The sequence below is a fragment of the Klebsiella sp. KP20-425-1 genome (assembly GCF_025813515.1).
GTDB lineage: Bacteria > Pseudomonadota > Gammaproteobacteria > Enterobacterales > Enterobacteriaceae > Klebsiella > Klebsiella pneumoniae.
Genome location: NZ_CP109614.1, coordinates 5,117,547 through 5,132,983 on the forward strand (window position 1 = coordinate 5,117,547; position 15,437 = coordinate 5,132,983).

Consider the following 15,437-nt stretch of genomic DNA (forward strand, 5'->3'; position numbering starts at 1 on the left):
GTAAAGTCATGGATTAGCGGGCCTTGATGACGTAATTTCTGCCTCGGAGGTATTTAAACAATGAATAAAATCCTGTTAGTTGATGATGACCGGGAGCTCACCTCCCTGTTAAAAGAGCTGCTCGATATGGAAGGTTTTAACGTGCTGGTGGCCCATGATGGGGAACAGGCGCTGGCCCTTCTGGACGACAGCGTTGATTTATTGCTGCTCGACGTGATGATGCCGAAGAAAAACGGTATCGATACGCTGAAAGAGCTGCGTCAGACACACCAGACTCCGGTTATCATGCTAACAGCGCGCGGAAGCGAGCTGGATCGCGTTCTCGGCCTCGAGCTGGGCGCGGATGACTATTTGCCTAAGCCATTCAACGATCGCGAGCTGGTGGCCCGTATACGCGCGATTCTGCGCCGTTCCCACTGGAGCGAGCAGCAGCAGACGACCGAAGCCGGCTCACCAACCCTGGAAGTGGATGCCTTAAGCCTCAATCCGGGCCGCCAGGAAGCCAATTTCGATGGCCAGACGCTGGAGCTCACCGGCACCGAGTTCACCCTGCTCTATTTGTTAGCGCAGCATCTCGGTCAGGTAGTCTCCCGTGAGCATTTAAGCCAGGAAGTGTTAGGCAAGCGCCTGACGCCGTTCGACCGCGCCATCGATATGCATATTTCCAACCTGCGGCGTAAGCTGCCGGAGCGCAAAGATGGCCATCCGTGGTTTAAAACGCTGCGTGGCCGCGGGTATCTGATGGTTTCCGCTTCATGATTGGAAGTTTGACTGCACGCATCTTCGCCATCTTCTGGCTCACGCTGGCGCTGGTGTTGATGCTGGTGCTGATGTTGCCCAAACTGGATTCCCGGCAGATGACCGAGCTGCTGGAAAGCGAGCAGCGTCAGGGCATCATGATCGAGCAGCACGTCGAGGCCGAGCTGGCCAACGATCCGCCAAACGACCTGATGTGGTGGCGTCGTTTGTTTCGCGCCATCGATAAATGGGCGCCTCCGGGACAACGCCTGCTGCTGGTGACCAGCGAAGGCCGCGTGATCGGCGCAGAACGCAACGAGATGCAGATCATTCGTAACTTTATCGGCCAGGCCGATAACGCCGATCATCCGCAGAAAAAACGCTATGGCCGCCTGGAAATGGTGGGCCCGTTTTCCGTCCGGGACGGGGAGGATAACTATCAGCTCTATCTGATTCGTCCCGCCAGCACCTCACAATCCGACTTTATTAACCTGCTGTTTGACCGGCCGCTGCTGCTGCTGATCGTCACGATGCTGGTCAGCGCCCCGCTGCTGCTGTGGCTGGCGTGGAGCCTGGCGAAACCGGCGCGTAAGCTGAAAAATGCCGCCGATGAAGTCGCCCAGGGCAACCTGCGCCAGCATCCGGAGCTGGAAGCCGGGCCGCAGGAGTTTTTAGCCGCCGGCGCCAGCTTTAACCAAATGGTGACGGCCCTGGAGCGGATGATGACCAGCCAGCAGCGGCTACTGTCCGATATCTCGCACGAGCTGCGCACGCCGCTTACGCGCCTGCAGCTGGGCACCGCCCTGCTGCGCCGCCGCAGCGGAGAGAGCAAGGAGCTGGAGCGTATCGAAACCGAAGCGCACCGGCTGGACAGCATGATCAACGACCTGCTGGTGATGTCGCGCAATCAGGCGAAAAACGCCCTGGTCAGCGAGACGGTGAAAGCCAATCAGCTATGGAACGAAGTGTTGGACAATGCGGCGTTTGAAGCCGAGCAGATGGGGAAATCTTTCACCGTTGAGTATCCGCCGGGCCCATGGCCGCTGTACGGTAACCCCAATGCGCTGGAAAGCGCGCTGGAGAATATCGTGCGCAACGCCCTGCGCTACTCGCATACGAAAATTTCCGTCAGCTTCTCGGTGGATAAAGACGGGATTACGGTTAACGTCGATGACGACGGCCCGGGAGTCAGCCCGGAGGATCGCGAACAGATTTTCCGGCCATTCTACCGGACCGACGAGGCGCGCGACCGCGAGTCCGGCGGCACCGGCCTGGGGCTGGCGATTGTCGAAACCGCTATTCAGCAGCACCGCGGCTGGGTGAAGGCCGACGACAGCCCGCTGGGTGGTCTGCGTTTAACAATCTGGCTGCCGCTGTATAAACGAACCTGACGCCGACCCGGCCTGCGCTGTGCGGCGCTGCGCCGGGAGCATCCCGGGAATACTTAATATGGGGGATTATTTCCCCCATAATCTCCGCGAACTATCCTCTATCTTGCCGCTTAAACGCCGTTTCTGCATCGTTCGGCTCCAGCTAACAGACAGGCCCGCTGCCGACAATAAGCGGTGGTACTGATCATCATCAAACGGCATCTGCCAGGCAATCGCCCCGGCCTCATGAACGCTGACATCACTCAGCCGGGAAACCAGCTCGAGCGGCGCATCGCTGGAAACTTGCCCTCCGGCAATCACCCGGTACAGCCAGCCGGTTTTTCCGCTGTTTTGCATCAGCTGCGCCATATCATTGATCGCAAAATGAAAGTTGAGCTTGAAGCACGGCGATCGCGGCTGGGTGACCTGGATCAGCGCCTCGCCCCAGCGAAAAATATCGCCGATATAAACGTTTTGCTCGGTAAGCCCGGTGGTGGAGAGGTTTTCGCCGAACGCCGGCGCGCAGAACCGCTCGGCCTGCTGGGGGAAGTCACGGATCCAGTCGGCATAGTGTTCACGCGGATAATGACACAGCGCGCGGTCCGGCCCGCCGTGGATTTTCTTCTCCGCCTGCTGGTCCCCATCGAGACCGAGATCGCCGAGCTGCAATTCTCCGTCGACCTGGATTTTGTCGATCGCGCTGGGGCGACTGCCCACGTAGTCCCTGATTTTGCCGACAAAGACATTCACCGGATAATGCATGGCTGCTCTCCTTGCTACAGATATAAAAAAAGCGAGTCATCAGACTCGCTTCTCTTTTAGCGCAATGCAACCTTATTTTTTGGCGGCAAAACGCGCTGCAGCTTCGTCCCAGTTCACTACGTCCCAGAAGGCTTTGATGTAGTCCGGGCGGCGGTTCTGGAATTTCAGGTAGTAAGCGTGTTCCCAGACGTCCAGGCCGATAATCGGGAAGCCGGAAGCGCCGGAAATGGCTTCGCCCATCAGCGGGGAATCCTGGTTGGCGGTGGAGACAACGGCCAGTTTGTCACCTTTCAGGACCAGCCACGCCCAGCCGGAGCCGAAACGGGTAGCAGCGGCTTTTTCGAATTCCGCTTTGAAGTTCTCCACGGAACCGAAATCGCGCTCGATAGCCGCTTTCAGGTCGCCCTGCAGGGTGGTACCGGTTTTCAGGCCTTTCCAGAACAGGCTGTGGTTCGCGTGGCCGCCGGCGTTGTTACGCAGTACGGTTTTTTTGTCAGCCGGCAGCTGATCCAGCTTGGTAATCAGCTCTTCAGCGGACAGGTTAGCGAACTCCGGCAGGCTTTCCAGCGCGGCGTTGGCATTGTTCACGTAGGTCTGGTGGTGTTTAGTGTGATGGATCTCCATCGTCTGCTTGTCGAAGTGCGGTTCCAGAGCATCGTAAGCGTAAGGCAGGGATGGCAGGGTATAGCTCATAATCATCTCCATTATTGTCGAGCGGCTCAAGTGTTAACGCCGCGTAAGCAGTTTGTCCATTATAGTTAATTAAATGGTATTGAAAATGCTTATCAATGCCGTATTTTTCATATGGATATAACCAGAAGAAATACCCGTCGTTTTGTGATGTAGAACAACTAATTAAGCCCATGGTTGCCAGGGTTCGCCATCCTGTGGCAACGTCCTGAAGGCGGCCAAAGCGGCCAATTTTTACACTCATCCCATCGGAAGCCGCCGTCTCCGATAAAAAAAGATGAGGATAAAATCAATGAACCACGCGATTACGATGGGTATTTTTTGGCATTTGATAGGGGCCGCCAGTGCCGCCTGTTTCTATGCCCCGTTCAAAAAAGTAAAACACTGGTCGTGGGAAACCATGTGGTCGGTCGGGGGGATCGTCTCCTGGCTGATTCTGCCCTGGGCCATCAGCGCCACGCTGTTACCCGACTTCTGGGCCTACTACCGCTCTTTTAGCGCCTCCACGCTGCTGCCGGTCTTTCTGTTCGGCGCCATGTGGGGCATTGGTAATATCAACTATGGCCTGACCATGCGCTATCTTGGCATGTCGATGGGGATTGGCATCGCCATTGGCATCACGCTGATTGTCGGCACGCTGATGACGCCGATTATTAACGGTCAGTTTGCAGTGCTGATGCACACCCAGGGCGGTCAAATGACGCTGCTCGGCGTGCTGGTGGCGGTGATTGGCGTCGGCATCGTCACCCGCGCAGGCCAGCTGAAAGAGCGCAAAATGGGCATCAAAGCCGAAGAGTTCAATCTGAAGAAAGGGCTTCTGCTGGCGGTAATGTGCGGTATCTTCTCCGCAGGTATGTCGTTCGCGATGAACGCCGCCAAACCGATGCATGATGCCGCCGCGGCGCTCGGCGTCGACCCGCTGTACGCAGCGCTGCCAAGCTACGTGGTGATTATGGGCGGCGGGGCGCTGGTTAACCTTGGCTTCTGCTTTATTCGTCTGGCGAAAGTGAAGAACCTGTCAGTCAAAGCCGATTTCTCGCTGGCCAAACCGCTTATCATCAGCAACCTTCTGCTCTCTGCCCTCGGCGGTCTGATGTGGTATCTCCAGTTCTTCTTCTATGCCTGGGGCCACGCCAGCATTCCGGCGCAGTATGATTATATGAGCTGGATGCTGCACATGAGTTTCTACGTGCTGTGCGGCGGTGTGGTGGGTCTGGTGCTGAAGGAGTGGAACAATGCCGGCCGTCGTCCGGTGAGCGTCCTGAGCCTCGGCTGCGTGGTGATTATCATCGCCGCCAATATCGTCGGTCTGGGAATGGCCAGTTAATCACCGGATCATCTGCCTGACAACGACGCTCTTCAGGCGGCGGCGCGACTGCGCTGCCGCCACTGCCCCGGCGACATGCCGATTTCCCGGCTAAAAACCACCGAAAAGTAGTTACTGTCCTCAAAGCCGCACTGCATGGCGATATCGCCGATTAAGCGCTCGGTATGCTGCAGCAGATACTGCGCATGGCAGATCCGCAGCTGGCGTAAATAGTGATTGATGGTCATCCCGGTTTGCTGGCGAAACTGCTGGCGAAGCGCCCGCTCGCTGCCGCCCTCCTGCTCGCAGAAACGCTCCAGAACAAAGGGGCGGCTAAGGCTGGCCGCCAGCGCGGCCAGCAGTTTGTCCAGCAGCGCTTCGCGCTGCGTCGCCGCGGGATCATCCGTCGCGTAGCGATGGCGCTGCAACGTCAGCGCCAGCTGGGCAAAAAGCAGTTCGGCCATCGCATTTCCCTGCGCGTCGCGCCGGGCGCACTCATGCTCAAGCTGGCTAATCACCTGGCGCGCCTGCGCCATACCGGTGCTGCCCATGCGCCAGTGGGGCTTCCACGGCGTGCCGAATAGGCCAGGGATCGCCCCGGCCCAGTCAAAATTGAGCTGCAGCCGCTCCGGGCAATAGATGATGTTCTGCAGAACCAGATCGTTAACGGAAGCATAGGAGTGTTTATCTTCGGCGCGAATGTAGAACAGATCGCCGCGGGTAATGCGCCAGGGGCGATCGTTAAGGACGTGCAGCCCGTTGCCTCGCCACACCAGCACCAGCTCGCAGAACTCATGGGTATGTTCGGCAAAGACATTTTGCGGGTAGCGGTCTGCCACCGCCACTGCCTGTGTGGCGGAAGGGAAAAACTCCTCTTTACGTAAAATCAGACCGGCCACGGCTCACACTCCAAACGCGGATAACGGCGCATTATTCGCGTTTTTAGTCTGCAATACGTTGACTCTTCTCGCGTTACTGAAGAATGGCGTCGCGCCCCTGGCGGATATCGCGCGGCGACCAGTCGAACTCCCGGCGAAAAAGCGTCGAAAAGTGGTTACTGTCGCCGAAGCCGCAGCGAAAAGCGATATCAGTCACGCTTTCATCGCTGTGGCGCAGCAGGTGGCGGGCTTTCATCAGGCGCACCCGATTAAGATAGCGCTGTGGCGTCAGACCGGTCTGCTGCTTCAGCTGGCGGTGCAGCGTACGCAGCGACAGCGAAAACTGCGCCGCCACCTCCTCCCAGCAGATCTCCTGCGCAAAATGGTCTTCGAGCCAGGCCAACAGCTGATTCAGCCGCGCATCGTTGTTGGTGGCCTCTTCCGCAAGGCTGCTTTTACGTAACAGCACCAGCAGCTGCATAAACAGGATCTCACGGCTGGCGACGGCATGAGTATCCGTATCGCTCCCCACGGCCTCGATCTGCGCCACGATATGCCGCACCTGTTGCAGGACGGTTTGATTCACCCGCCAGTGCGAGGGGTAGTTTCCTTCCTGTTCCTGGGGCAGTAGTTGACTGACCCCGGCGAGAAAGCGAAACGCATCCGGCGCGCGATAGAGCACATTGGTCAGACACAGATTATCCGTGTGCTCGTAAAGATGGCGGTCGTGATCGCGGATAAAACAGACCGAACCGCCGCCAATGGTGTAGGGCTGGCCATTGAAGACGTGAATACCCGATCCCTGCTCCACGATAACTATTTCATGGAAATCATGGTGATGTTCCGGAAAGGCCGACTGAGGGAGGCGGGGTTCAATAGCCACCGTCGAGATCCCGGCCTTAAAGAAATCCGTACTGTGCAATATGGTCATGATGCCACCCTCGTAATGAGAAAAATTATCAGTCACCGGCTGATAGTAATGAAGGGTTGGCTATCCGGCCTTCAATTTTTGACCGCGAAATTCGTAAATCCTGCCGCTTTTTCAAGAATCAGCCGGAAAGATGCGGAACTGCGGAGGCCATCACATCCCCCTCGCCATCCCCTAAAACCGCAAACTGTGATGTCCCTCACGGTCACCTTTGCTTTCTTGCCAGCGGCCAGTTTTGGCTGTCCGTAGCGAGAAGGTGTCAGTAAACGGCCTTTTTTAGACTGCGGACAATGATTTTAAGAAGGATCGTTTCATGAGTATTCGTCATTGTGTCGCTGTCGATTTAGGCGCCTCCAGCGGGCGGGTGATGCTCGCCAGCTATCAGCCCGGGCCGCGCGCCCTGACGCTGCGCGAAATTCATCGCTTCACCAATAGTCTGCAGAAAGTAGACGGCTTCGACTGCTGGGATGTAGATAGCCTGGAAGGCGAGATCCGCCGCGGGCTGGAGAAAGTGTGTGAGCAGGGCATTCTGATAGACAGTATCGGCATCGATACCTGGGGGGTAGATTATGTCCTGCTGGATAAGCAGGGCCAGCGCGTCGGGCTGCCGATTTCCTATCGTGACGACCGCACCCAGGGCCTGCTGCGTCACGCTGAAGCGCAGCTGGGCCGGGCGGAAATCTATCGCCGCAGCGGCATTCAGTTTTTGCCGTTTAACACGCTTTATCAGCTGCGCGCTCTGGTGGAGCAGCAGCCGGAGCTGGTCAGTCAGGCTGCCCATGCCCTGCTGATCCCCGACTATTTCAGCTTCCGCCTGACCGGCAATCTGAACTGGGAATATACCAACGCCACCACCACCCAGCTGGTCAATATTAACAGCGATAGCTGGGATGAGACGCTGCTGAACTGGACCGGCGCGCCGTTGGCGTGGTTCGGAAAGCCGACCCACCCCGGCAATGTGATAGGCCACTGGATCTGCCCGCAGGGTAACCGAATTCCGGTAGTCGCTGTCGCCAGTCACGACACCGCCAGCGCGGTGATCGCCTCCCCGCTGGCCGACCGCCATGCCGCCTATCTCTCCTCCGGCACCTGGTCGCTGATGGGGTTTGAAAGCCTGACGCCGTACACCTGCGACGCGGCGCTGCAGGCCAATATCACCAACGAAGGCGGAGCCGAAGGCCGCTATCGGGTGCTGAAAAATATCATGGGCCTGTGGCTGCTGCAGCGGGTGCTAAAAGAGCAAAACGTCAGCGACCTGCAGGGGCTGATCGCCCGCACCGCCGCGCTACCGGCGTGCCGCTTCATAATTGACTGCAACGATGACCGCTTTATCAACCCGGCCAGTATGAGCGCCGAGATCCAGGCCGCCTGTCGCGACGCCGGGCAGCCGGTTCCTGAAAGCGATGCCGAACTGGCGCGCTGCATTTTCGACAGCCTGGCGCTGCTCTACGCCCGGGTGCTTAACGAGCTGGCGGCGCTGCGCGGCCACCCCTTCAGCCAGCTGCATATCGTCGGCGGCGGCTGTCAGAACACGCTGCTCAACCAGCTGTGCGCTGACGCCTGCGGGATCGCCGTCGTGGCCGGCCCGATAGAGGCCTCCACCCTCGGCAATATCGGCATCCAGTTAATGACCCTCGACGAGCTGGCCAATGTCGATGAGTTTCGTCAGGTAGTGCGCGGCAACGCGGCGCTCACCACTTTTACCCCCAATCCTGATAGTGAAATTGCCCGTTTCGTGGCGCAGTTTCAGCCACAACAGACCAAGGAGCTTTGCGCATGACCACTCAACTTGAACAAGCCTGGGAAATTGCTAAGCAGCGCTACGCCGCCGTCGGCGTGGATGTCGAGGAGGCCCTGCGCCAGCTGGACCGTCTGCCCGTCTCCATGCACTGCTGGCAGGGTGACGACGTCGCCGGTTTCGAAAACCCGGCGGGAAGCCTGACCGGCGGTATCCAGGCGACCGGCAACTACCCGGGCAAAGCGCGCAATGCAGAAGAACTCCGCGCCGACCTTGAGCAGGCGCTGAGCCTGATCCCGGGGCCAAAGCGTCTCAATCTGCACGCTATTTACCTGGAATCCGACGCGCCGGTAGCGCGCAATGAGATTAAGCCGGAGCACTTTAAAAACTGGGTTACGTGGGCGAAAGCCAACAAACTGGGGCTGGATTTCAACCCCTCCTGCTTCTCGCATCCGCTGAGCGCCGACGGCTTTACCCTGTCGCACGCCAACGATGAGATCCGCCAGTTCTGGATCGACCACTGCAAAGCCAGCCGCCGCGTATCCGCTTATTTTGGCGAACAGCTGGGCACGCCGTCGGTGATGAATATCTGGGTGCCGGACGGCATGAAGGATATAACCGTTGACCGCTTCGCCCCGCGCCAGCGGCTGCTGAACGCCCTTGATGAGGTGATCAGCGAGAAGCTCGACCCGGCGCACCATATCGACGCCGTGGAGAGCAAGCTGTTCGGCATCGGCGCCGAAAGCTACACCGTCGGCTCCAACGAGTTCTATATGGGTTACGCCACCAGCCGTCAGACGGCGCTGTGCCTCGATGCCGGCCACTTCCATCCGACGGAAGTGATTTCCGACAAGATCTCCGCCGCCATGCTCTACATCCCGCACCTGCTGCTGCACGTCAGCCGCCCGGTGCGCTGGGACAGCGACCACGTGGTGCTGCTGGATGATGAAACCCAGGCCATCGCCAGCGAAATCATTCGCCATAACCTGTTTGACCGCGTGCACATCGGCCTCGACTTCTTCGATGCCTCCATCAACCGCATCGCGGCCTGGGTGATTGGCACCCGCAATATGAAAAAAGCGCTGCTGCGCGCCCTGCTGGAACCGACCGCCCAGCTGCGCCAGCTGGAGAACGACGGCGATTACACCGCCCGCCTGGCGCTGCTCGAAGAGCAAAAATCGCTGCCGTGGCAGGCCATCTGGGAGATGTACTGTCAGCGTCACGACACGCCGGCGGGCAGCCAGTGGCTGGACAGCGTACGGGCTTATGAGAATGCGGTTCTGAGCCAGCGCGGGTAATGCACGGGCTTCCCCGGGTCGCGGCTGACGCCTTACCCGGGCTACGAACCGGTAGCCCGGATAAGCCGTTTACGGCGCAATCCGGGGGCACGCACATATTTTGGGTGAGGGGGTCAACCCCGCACCGAATCAACAGGAAAGACAAGACTATGCAGACCATTATCGACGCCTGGTTCGTCCAGGGCATGATCAAAGCCACCTCCGACGCCTGGCTGAAAGGCTGGGACGAACGCAACGGCGGCAACCTGACGCTGCGTCTGGATGAAGCGGATATCGAACCTTACGCGGCGGATTTCCACGCCAAACCGCGCTATATCGCCCTCAGCCAGCCGATGCCAACCCTGGCCAACCAGCCGTTTATCGTCACCGGCTCCGGCAAATTCTTCCGTAACGTCCAGCTCGACCCGGCCGCTAACCTCGGCGTGGTGAAGGTCGACAGCGACGGCGCGGGATACCATATCCTGTGGGGCCTGACGGAGGATGCCGTCCCGACCTCCGAGCTGCCGGCACACTTCCTGTCGCACAGCGAGCGCATCAAACTGACCGGCGGCAAAGACCGGGTGATCATGCACTGCCATGCCACCAACCTGATCGCCCTGACCTATGTTCTGGAGAACCACAGCGATCTTTTCACCCGTAAGCTGTGGGAAGGTAGCACCGAATGTCTGGTGGTCTTCCCGGATGGCGTCGGCATTCTGCCGTGGATGGTGCCGGGCACCGATGAAATCGGCCAGGCGACCGCCGAAACCATGCAAAAACACTCGCTGGTGCTGTGGCCGTTCCACGGCGTCTTCGGCAGCGGCCCCACGCTGGATGAGACCTTCGGCCTGATCGATACCGCCGAGAAGTCCGCCGAAGTGCTGGTGAAAGTCTTGTCGATGGGCGGGATGAAGCAGACCATCACCCGCGACGAGCTTATCGCCCTTGGCAAACGCTTCAACGTGCAGCCGCTGCAGTCCGCTTTAGATCTTTATCCATAACAACATCGCGCCCCGCTCACCGAGACGGGGCGAAATATCACCTGCAAACCCTACAAAACTAACTCATGTGGAGTAAAAGCAATGAAAACAAAGACAAGCTTGATCCTCACCGTTGCCGCCCTGGCGTTGTCCGGTTCCGCCTTAGCCGAAGTTAAAATCGCCCTTGTGGCGAAATCGCTGGGAAATGGCTTCTTCGAAGCCGCCAACGTTGGCGCCCAACAGGCAGCCAAGGAGTTAGGTGATGTCAAAGTGATCTACACCGGCCCGACCACTACCACCGCCGAGGCGCAGATCGACGTGCTGAACGGGTTGATCGCCCAGGGGGTGGATGCGATCGCCATTTCCGCCAACGATCCGGACGCGGTGGTGCCGGTGCTGAAAAAAGCGATGCAGCGCGGCATCAAGGTGGTCTCATGGGACTCCGGCGTGGCGCCGGCAGGCCGTCAGATCCATCTTAACCCCTCAAATAACGCCTTAATTGGCGAAACCAACGTCAAGCTTGCCGCCGATGCGCTGCAGGCGCTGAACGTTGAGAAAGGCGAGGTGGCCGTGTTAAGCGCCACCCCAACCTCCACGAACCAGAACATCTGGATTGAGGAGATGAAAAAGGTGCTACCGCAGTATCCGTCGGTGCAGCTGGTCACCGTCGCCTACGGTGACGATCTGTCGGATAAAAGCTACCGCGAAGCGGTGGGTCTGCTGAAATCATATCCGGACCTGAAAGTCATTGTCTCGCCGTCGTCGGTGGGGATTGTTGCCGCCGCGCAGGCGGTGAAGGACCAGGGCAAAATCGGCAAAGTGTATGTCACCGGGCTGGGGCTGCCGTCGGAAATGGCCGGCGCGATCAAGTCCGGCGCCAGCAAAAGCTTCGCCATCTGGAACCCGATTGACCTGGGCTACGCCGCCACCTATCTGGCCGACGATTTAGTCAAAGGCACGGCGACCAAAACCGAAGCCAGTATGGGCAAGCTGGGCAAAGTGAATCTGGACGCCGAGGGGAATGGCGCGATGGCCAAGCCGTTTGTCTACGATGCGAGCAACATCGATAAGTTCTCGAAAATTTTCTAATCCTTGTTCCCTCACCCCGGCCCTCTCCCGGAGGGAGAGGGGGAACGGCTGGCCCTCTGCGCGATGCGGCCAGCGGACGCCGGACCGTTCCCTCGCCCCTGTGGGGGAGGGTTAGGGTGAGGGGTGATTTTTGTGGAGAACTATCATGTCAGCATCAACGCCACTGCTGTCGCTGAAGGGGATCACCAAGATTTTTCCCGGTGTGCGCGCCCTTGAGAACGTGCAGCTTGATCTCTGGCCCGGCAAAGTGACCGCCTTAATCGGCGAAAACGGCGCGGGGAAATCCACGCTGGTCAAAGTGATGACCGGTATTTATCAGCCCGAAGAGGGCGAGATCCTCTATAAAGCGATCCCCATTCATCTGCCAACGCCGGAGTCGGCGCATAAGGTAGGGATCACCGCCATTCACCAGGAAACCGTGCTGTTTGACGAACTCTCGGTCAGCGAAAACATTTTCGTCGGCCAGTATCTGTATAAGGGACTGCTGAAAACGCTCGACTGGCCGGCGATGCACCGCAGAGCCAACGAGATCCTCACCCGGCTGGAAGTCCAGATCGACCCGCGAGCCACGCTGAAAACCCTCAGCATCGCCCAGCGTCACATGGTGGCGATTGCCCGGGCGCTGGCTTTCGACGCCCAGGTGGTGATCCTCGATGAGCCGACCGCCGCGCTTTCCCAGCATGAAATCCTCGAGTTTTATCACATCGTTGAGCGTCTGAAGCAGGACGGCAAAGCGATCCTGTTTATCTCGCATAAGTTCGATGAAATCTTCGAGCTGGCCGATTATTACACCATCCTGCGCGATGGGGTGTACGTCAGCTCCGGGGCGATAAGCGACATCACCGAAGAGCGGATGGTGTCGATGATGGTGGGCCGGGCGATCAGCCAAACCTACCCGAAAGTCGACTGCACACCCGGAGAAACGGTGCTGGAGGTGACCGATCTCTGTCATCCTACCGAGTTTGCCCATATCAGCTTCCGCCTGCGCAAGGGAGAAATTCTCGGCTTTTACGGCCTGGTGGGCGCCGGACGCACCGAGCTGATGCAGGCGCTCTCCGGTGTCTCGCGCCCCTCCTCCGGCGAGATCCGCCTGAACGGCAGAACCATGCGCTTTCACCAGCCCGCCGACGCCATCCGCGCGGGCATCGTCTGCGTGCCGGAAGAGCGGCAGAAACAGGGAGCGATCATCGCCCTGCCTATCGCCCAGAACATCAGTTTACCGCAGCTCAGCAAGCTCAACCCTAACGGCGTCCTGAACGACGCCCGGGAATGGCGGCTGGCCGACGAGTACGCCTCGCGCCTGCAGGTAAAAGCCTTCAGCTGGCGGCAGCCGGTGGAGACCCTCTCCGGCGGCAACCAGCAGAAAGTGGTGATTGGCAAATGGCTGGCGACCCAGCCCGAGGTGATCATTCTCGATGAGCCGACAAAAGGCATCGATATCGGCTCAAAGGCCGCCGTGCATCAGTTTATGTCCGAGCTGGTCAGCCAGGGGCTGGCGGTGATTATGGTGTCGTCAGAGCTGCCGGAAGTGATGGGCATGGCCGACCGGATTATCGTAATGCACGAAGGGCTGATGGTCGCCGAGTACCGGGCCGGGGAAGCGACAGCGGAAACCATCGTTAGCGCCGCCAGCGGCATCGGCCAGGAGGCGGCATGATGGGACACGCATGGCTGAAACATCGCGAAGCGCTGCTGGCGGTGGTCATTATTTTGATGATCGGCGCCATCGGCAGCCGGGCGCCGTCGTTCGTTTCACCGGGCAATCTGGTGGAGATGTTTAACGATACCGCCATCCTTATCATCCTCGCCCTCGGCCAGATGATGGTGTTGCTCACCAAAGGCATTGATCTGTCGATGGCCGCCAACCTGGCGCTGACCGGGATGATCGTCGCCCTGCTTAACGCCCACTATCCGGGTATTCCGGTGGTGGCGCTGCTGGCGCTGGCGACTCTGCTGGGCCTGCTGATGGGAGTAATTAACGGCCTGCTGGTCTGGCGCCTCGGCATTCCCGCCATTGTGGTGACCCTGGGCACCATGAGCATTTATCGCGGCATTATCTTCCTGCTGACTGACGGCGGCTGGGTTAACTCACATCAGATGAGCGCTGATTTTCTCAGTCTGCCGCGCAGCCCCCTCCTGGGGCTGCCGCTACTGAGCTGGTGCGCCATCGCCGCGCTGCTGCTGGTGGGTTATTTCCTGCGCTACAGCCGCACCGGCCGGGCCTTATACACCGCGGGCGGCAACGCGACGGCGGCATACTACACCGGCATTAACGCCGGAAAAATGCAGTTCGTCAGCTTCTGTCTCTCCGGCGCGCTGGCCGGCTTCTGCGGCTATCTGTGGATCTCGCGCTTCGCCGTCGCCTATGTCGACGTCGCCAACGGTTTTGAACTCCAGGTGGTCGCTGCCTGCGTGATCGGCGGTATCAGCACCATGGGCGGAAGCGGACGGGTGCTGGGCTGCCTGTGCGGCGCGCTGTTCCTCGGGGTCATCAATAACGCCCTGCCGGTGATCGGCATCTCGCCCTTCTGGCAAATGGCGATTTCCGGGGCGGTGATCGTCATGGCGGTGCTGCTCAACGAGCGCGGCAATCGCGGTCACGGGCGGTTAATCCTGCGCAACGCGGCGTTAGCCAGACAGAAACAGGCGGTGAAATCATGAGCAAAATGATGGTATCTGAAGAGATGAAAAACGCCCCGGCCGCGCCGTCGCCGCTGCGCCGCCTGCTGTGCTGGGAAGGGTTTTTACTGGCGGTCACCCTGGCGGTATTTATCGGCAACGCCGTGGCTTCCCCGTACTTCCTCAATATCTGGAACCTGTCGGACGCCACCTTTACCTTTACCGAGAAGGCGATCGTCGTCCTGCCGATGGCGATGCTGATTATCGCCCGGGAAATCGATCTGTCGGTAGCCTCGACGATGGCTCTCAGCTCAACGGTGATGGGCTTCTGCGCGGCAGCGGGGATAGACACTCCGCTGCTGGTGGTCATCGGCCTGGGCGTAGGTCTGCTGTGCGGCCTGTTCAACGGCTTGCTGGTGACCCGCTTTAACCTGTCGTCCATTGTGATCACCATCGGCACCATGAGCCTGTATCGCGGCATCACCTATATCCTGTTGGGCGATCAGGCACTCAACCACTATCCGGAGAGCTTTGCCTGGTTCGGCCAGGGGTACGTGTGGGGGGCGCTCTCTTTTGAGTTTGCGCTGTTTATCCTCCTCGCGGCCGCCTTCACCTTCCTGCTGCATAAAACCAACTTTGGTCGCCGGACCTACGCCATCGGCAATAACCCGACCGGCGCCTGGTTCTCCGGGATTAACGTTAAGCGTCATAACCTGGTGCTGTTCGCGCTGGTTGGGCTGATGGCCGGGCTGGCGGCGGTCCTGCTGACCTCACGGCTCGGCAGTACCCGCCCCACCCTGGCGATGGGCTGGGAGCTGGCGGTTGTCACCATGGCGGTGCTCGGCGGCGTCAATATTCTCGGCGGCTCCGGCAGCATGCCCGGGGTGATCATCGCCGCCTTTCTGATGGGGCTGGTGACCTTCGGCCTGAGCCTGCTGAACGTCCCCGGCATCGTGATGTCGGTGATTATCGGCGCCATGCTGATCGTGGTGATCTCCCTGCCGATTATTACCCGGCGGATGATGCAGCGAAGACGATGTTAATTTCCCCCTCACCCTGGCC

14 protein-coding genes are annotated in these 15,437 nt (G+C 59.3%); 10 read left to right on the forward strand and 4 right to left on the reverse strand.

Translation table 11 applies throughout. The features are described 5' to 3' along the window. Nucleotides 1-60 precede the first annotated feature (60 nt). Both cpxR and cpxA read left to right on the forward strand, forming a co-directional pair. The gene (cpxR, locus tag OHJ17_RS24925) at nt 61-759 is read left to right on the forward strand and encodes an envelope stress response regulator transcription factor CpxR (protein WP_002882901.1); all 699 of its coding nucleotides are present in this window, start codon (nt 61-63) and stop codon (nt 757-759) included. After that, the gene (cpxA, locus tag OHJ17_RS24930; RefSeq protein WP_002882898.1) at nt 756-2,129 is read left to right on the forward strand and encodes an envelope stress sensor histidine kinase CpxA; all 1,374 of its coding nucleotides are present in this window, start codon (nt 756-758) and stop codon (nt 2,127-2,129) included. Before cpxR ends, cpxA begins: the two co-directional genes overlap by 4 nt. A 66-nt stretch (nt 2,130-2,195) precedes the next feature. Here the strand turns inward: cpxA and yiiM are convergent, their stop codons facing one another. Together yiiM and sodA are read right to left on the reverse strand one after the other, a co-directional pair. After that, complete coding sequence (yiiM, locus tag OHJ17_RS24935; protein WP_004187194.1) at nt 2,196-2,870, reverse strand: 6-hydroxyaminopurine reductase; 675 nt, start codon at nt 2,868-2,870, stop codon at nt 2,196-2,198. Nucleotides 2,871-2,942: 72 nt separating this feature from the next. Next, complete coding sequence (gene sodA, locus OHJ17_RS24940; protein ID WP_002882894.1) at nt 2,943-3,563, reverse strand: superoxide dismutase [Mn]; 621 nt, start codon at nt 3,561-3,563, stop codon at nt 2,943-2,945. A gap of 289 nt (nt 3,564-3,852) precedes the next feature. Between sodA and rhaT the strand changes: the two genes are divergently transcribed. After that, a complete protein-coding gene (gene rhaT, locus OHJ17_RS24945) occupies nt 3,853-4,887 on the forward strand; it encodes an L-rhamnose/proton symporter RhaT (RefSeq protein WP_002882892.1) in 1,035 nt (344 codons plus the stop codon). 32 nt (nt 4,888-4,919) lie between these two features. On the opposite strand, the gene rhaR is transcribed toward rhaT, so the two are convergent. Next, the gene (gene rhaR / locus OHJ17_RS24950; protein ID WP_002882891.1) at nt 4,920-5,765 is read right to left on the reverse strand and encodes an HTH-type transcriptional activator RhaR; all 846 of its coding nucleotides are present in this window, start codon (nt 5,763-5,765) and stop codon (nt 4,920-4,922) included. Nucleotides 5,766-5,838: 73 nt separating this feature from the next. After that, a complete protein-coding gene (gene rhaS / locus OHJ17_RS24955; RefSeq protein WP_004146257.1) occupies nt 5,839-6,675 on the reverse strand; it encodes an HTH-type transcriptional activator RhaS in 837 nt (278 codons plus the stop codon). A 310-nt stretch (nt 6,676-6,985) separates the two neighbouring features. Between rhaS (OHJ17_RS24955) and rhaB the strand changes: the two genes are divergently transcribed. The 7 genes from rhaB to OHJ17_RS24990 all read left to right on the forward strand — a co-directional run bounded on the left by rhaB (nt 6,986) and on the right by OHJ17_RS24990 (nt 15,418). Beyond that, nucleotides 6,986-8,452 (forward strand): rhamnulokinase, encoded by a 1,467-nt coding sequence (rhaB, locus tag OHJ17_RS24960; protein ID WP_002882885.1) that lies wholly within the window; start codon nt 6,986-6,988, stop codon nt 8,450-8,452. Next, nucleotides 8,449-9,708, forward strand: a complete 1,260-nt coding sequence (rhaA, locus tag OHJ17_RS24965; protein WP_032433728.1) for an L-rhamnose isomerase — start codon at nt 8,449-8,451, stop codon at nt 9,706-9,708. Before rhaB ends, rhaA begins: the two co-directional genes overlap by 4 nt. A 149-nt stretch (nt 9,709-9,857) precedes the next feature. Beyond that, entirely contained in the window at nt 9,858-10,688 is an 831-nt protein-coding gene (rhaD, locus tag OHJ17_RS24970; protein ID WP_002882882.1) for a rhamnulose-1-phosphate aldolase, read from the forward strand. Nucleotides 10,689-10,769: 81 nt separating this feature from the next. Beyond that, complete coding sequence (rhaS, locus tag OHJ17_RS24975) at nt 10,770-11,756, forward strand: rhamnose ABC transporter substrate-binding protein (protein ID WP_015959207.1); 987 nt, start codon at nt 10,770-10,772, stop codon at nt 11,754-11,756. A gap of 145 nt (nt 11,757-11,901) precedes the next feature. Further along, nucleotides 11,902-13,413 carry a sugar ABC transporter ATP-binding protein gene (locus OHJ17_RS24980; protein ID WP_004150373.1) on the forward strand — a complete coding sequence of 504 codons (1,512 nt, stop codon included), beginning with the start codon at nt 11,902-11,904 and terminating at the stop codon, nt 13,411-13,413. After that, nucleotides 13,410-14,417: an ABC transporter permease gene (locus OHJ17_RS24985; RefSeq protein ID WP_004220853.1), complete on the forward strand. Its 1,008-nt coding sequence runs from the start codon at nt 13,410-13,412 to the stop codon at nt 14,415-14,417. The genes OHJ17_RS24980 and OHJ17_RS24985 overlap by 4 nt, the downstream gene beginning before the upstream one ends. After that, complete coding sequence (locus OHJ17_RS24990) at nt 14,414-15,418, forward strand: ABC transporter permease (RefSeq protein ID WP_032433727.1); 1,005 nt, start codon at nt 14,414-14,416, stop codon at nt 15,416-15,418. The genes OHJ17_RS24985 and OHJ17_RS24990 overlap by 4 nt, the downstream gene beginning before the upstream one ends. Nucleotides 15,419-15,437 lie beyond the last annotated feature (19 nt).

Excerpts from the sequence above, each read along its gene's own strand:
- cpxR (WP_002882901.1), top strand. The coding sequence starts at position 61 with ATGAATAAAATCCTGTTAGTTGATGATGACCGGGAGCTCACCTCCCTG.
- yiiM (WP_004187194.1), bottom strand. The coding sequence starts at position 2,870 with ATGCATTATCCGGTGAATGTCTTTGTCGGCAAAATCAGGGACTACGTG.
- sodA (WP_002882894.1), bottom strand. The coding sequence starts at position 3,563 with ATGAGCTATACCCTGCCATCCCTGCCTTACGCTTACGATGCTCTGGAA.
- rhaT (WP_002882892.1), top strand. The coding sequence starts at position 3,853 with ATGAACCACGCGATTACGATGGGTATTTTTTGGCATTTGATAGGGGCC.
- rhaB (WP_002882885.1), top strand. The coding sequence starts at position 6,986 with ATGAGTATTCGTCATTGTGTCGCTGTCGATTTAGGCGCCTCCAGCGGG.
- rhaA (WP_032433728.1), top strand. The coding sequence starts at position 8,449 with ATGACCACTCAACTTGAACAAGCCTGGGAAATTGCTAAGCAGCGCTAC.
- rhaD (WP_002882882.1), top strand. The coding sequence starts at position 9,858 with ATGCAGACCATTATCGACGCCTGGTTCGTCCAGGGCATGATCAAAGCC.
- OHJ17_RS24990 (WP_032433727.1), top strand. The coding sequence starts at position 14,414 with ATGAGCAAAATGATGGTATCTGAAGAGATGAAAAACGCCCCGGCCGCG.
- rhaS (WP_015959207.1), top strand. The coding sequence starts at position 10,770 with ATGAAAACAAAGACAAGCTTGATCCTCACCGTTGCCGCCCTGGCGTTG.
- OHJ17_RS24980 (WP_004150373.1), top strand. The coding sequence starts at position 11,902 with ATGTCAGCATCAACGCCACTGCTGTCGCTGAAGGGGATCACCAAGATT.
- OHJ17_RS24985 (WP_004220853.1), top strand. The coding sequence starts at position 13,410 with ATGATGGGACACGCATGGCTGAAACATCGCGAAGCGCTGCTGGCGGTG.
- cpxA (WP_002882898.1), top strand. The coding sequence starts at position 756 with ATGATTGGAAGTTTGACTGCACGCATCTTCGCCATCTTCTGGCTCACG.
- rhaS (WP_004146257.1), bottom strand. The coding sequence starts at position 6,675 with ATGACCATATTGCACAGTACGGATTTCTTTAAGGCCGGGATCTCGACG.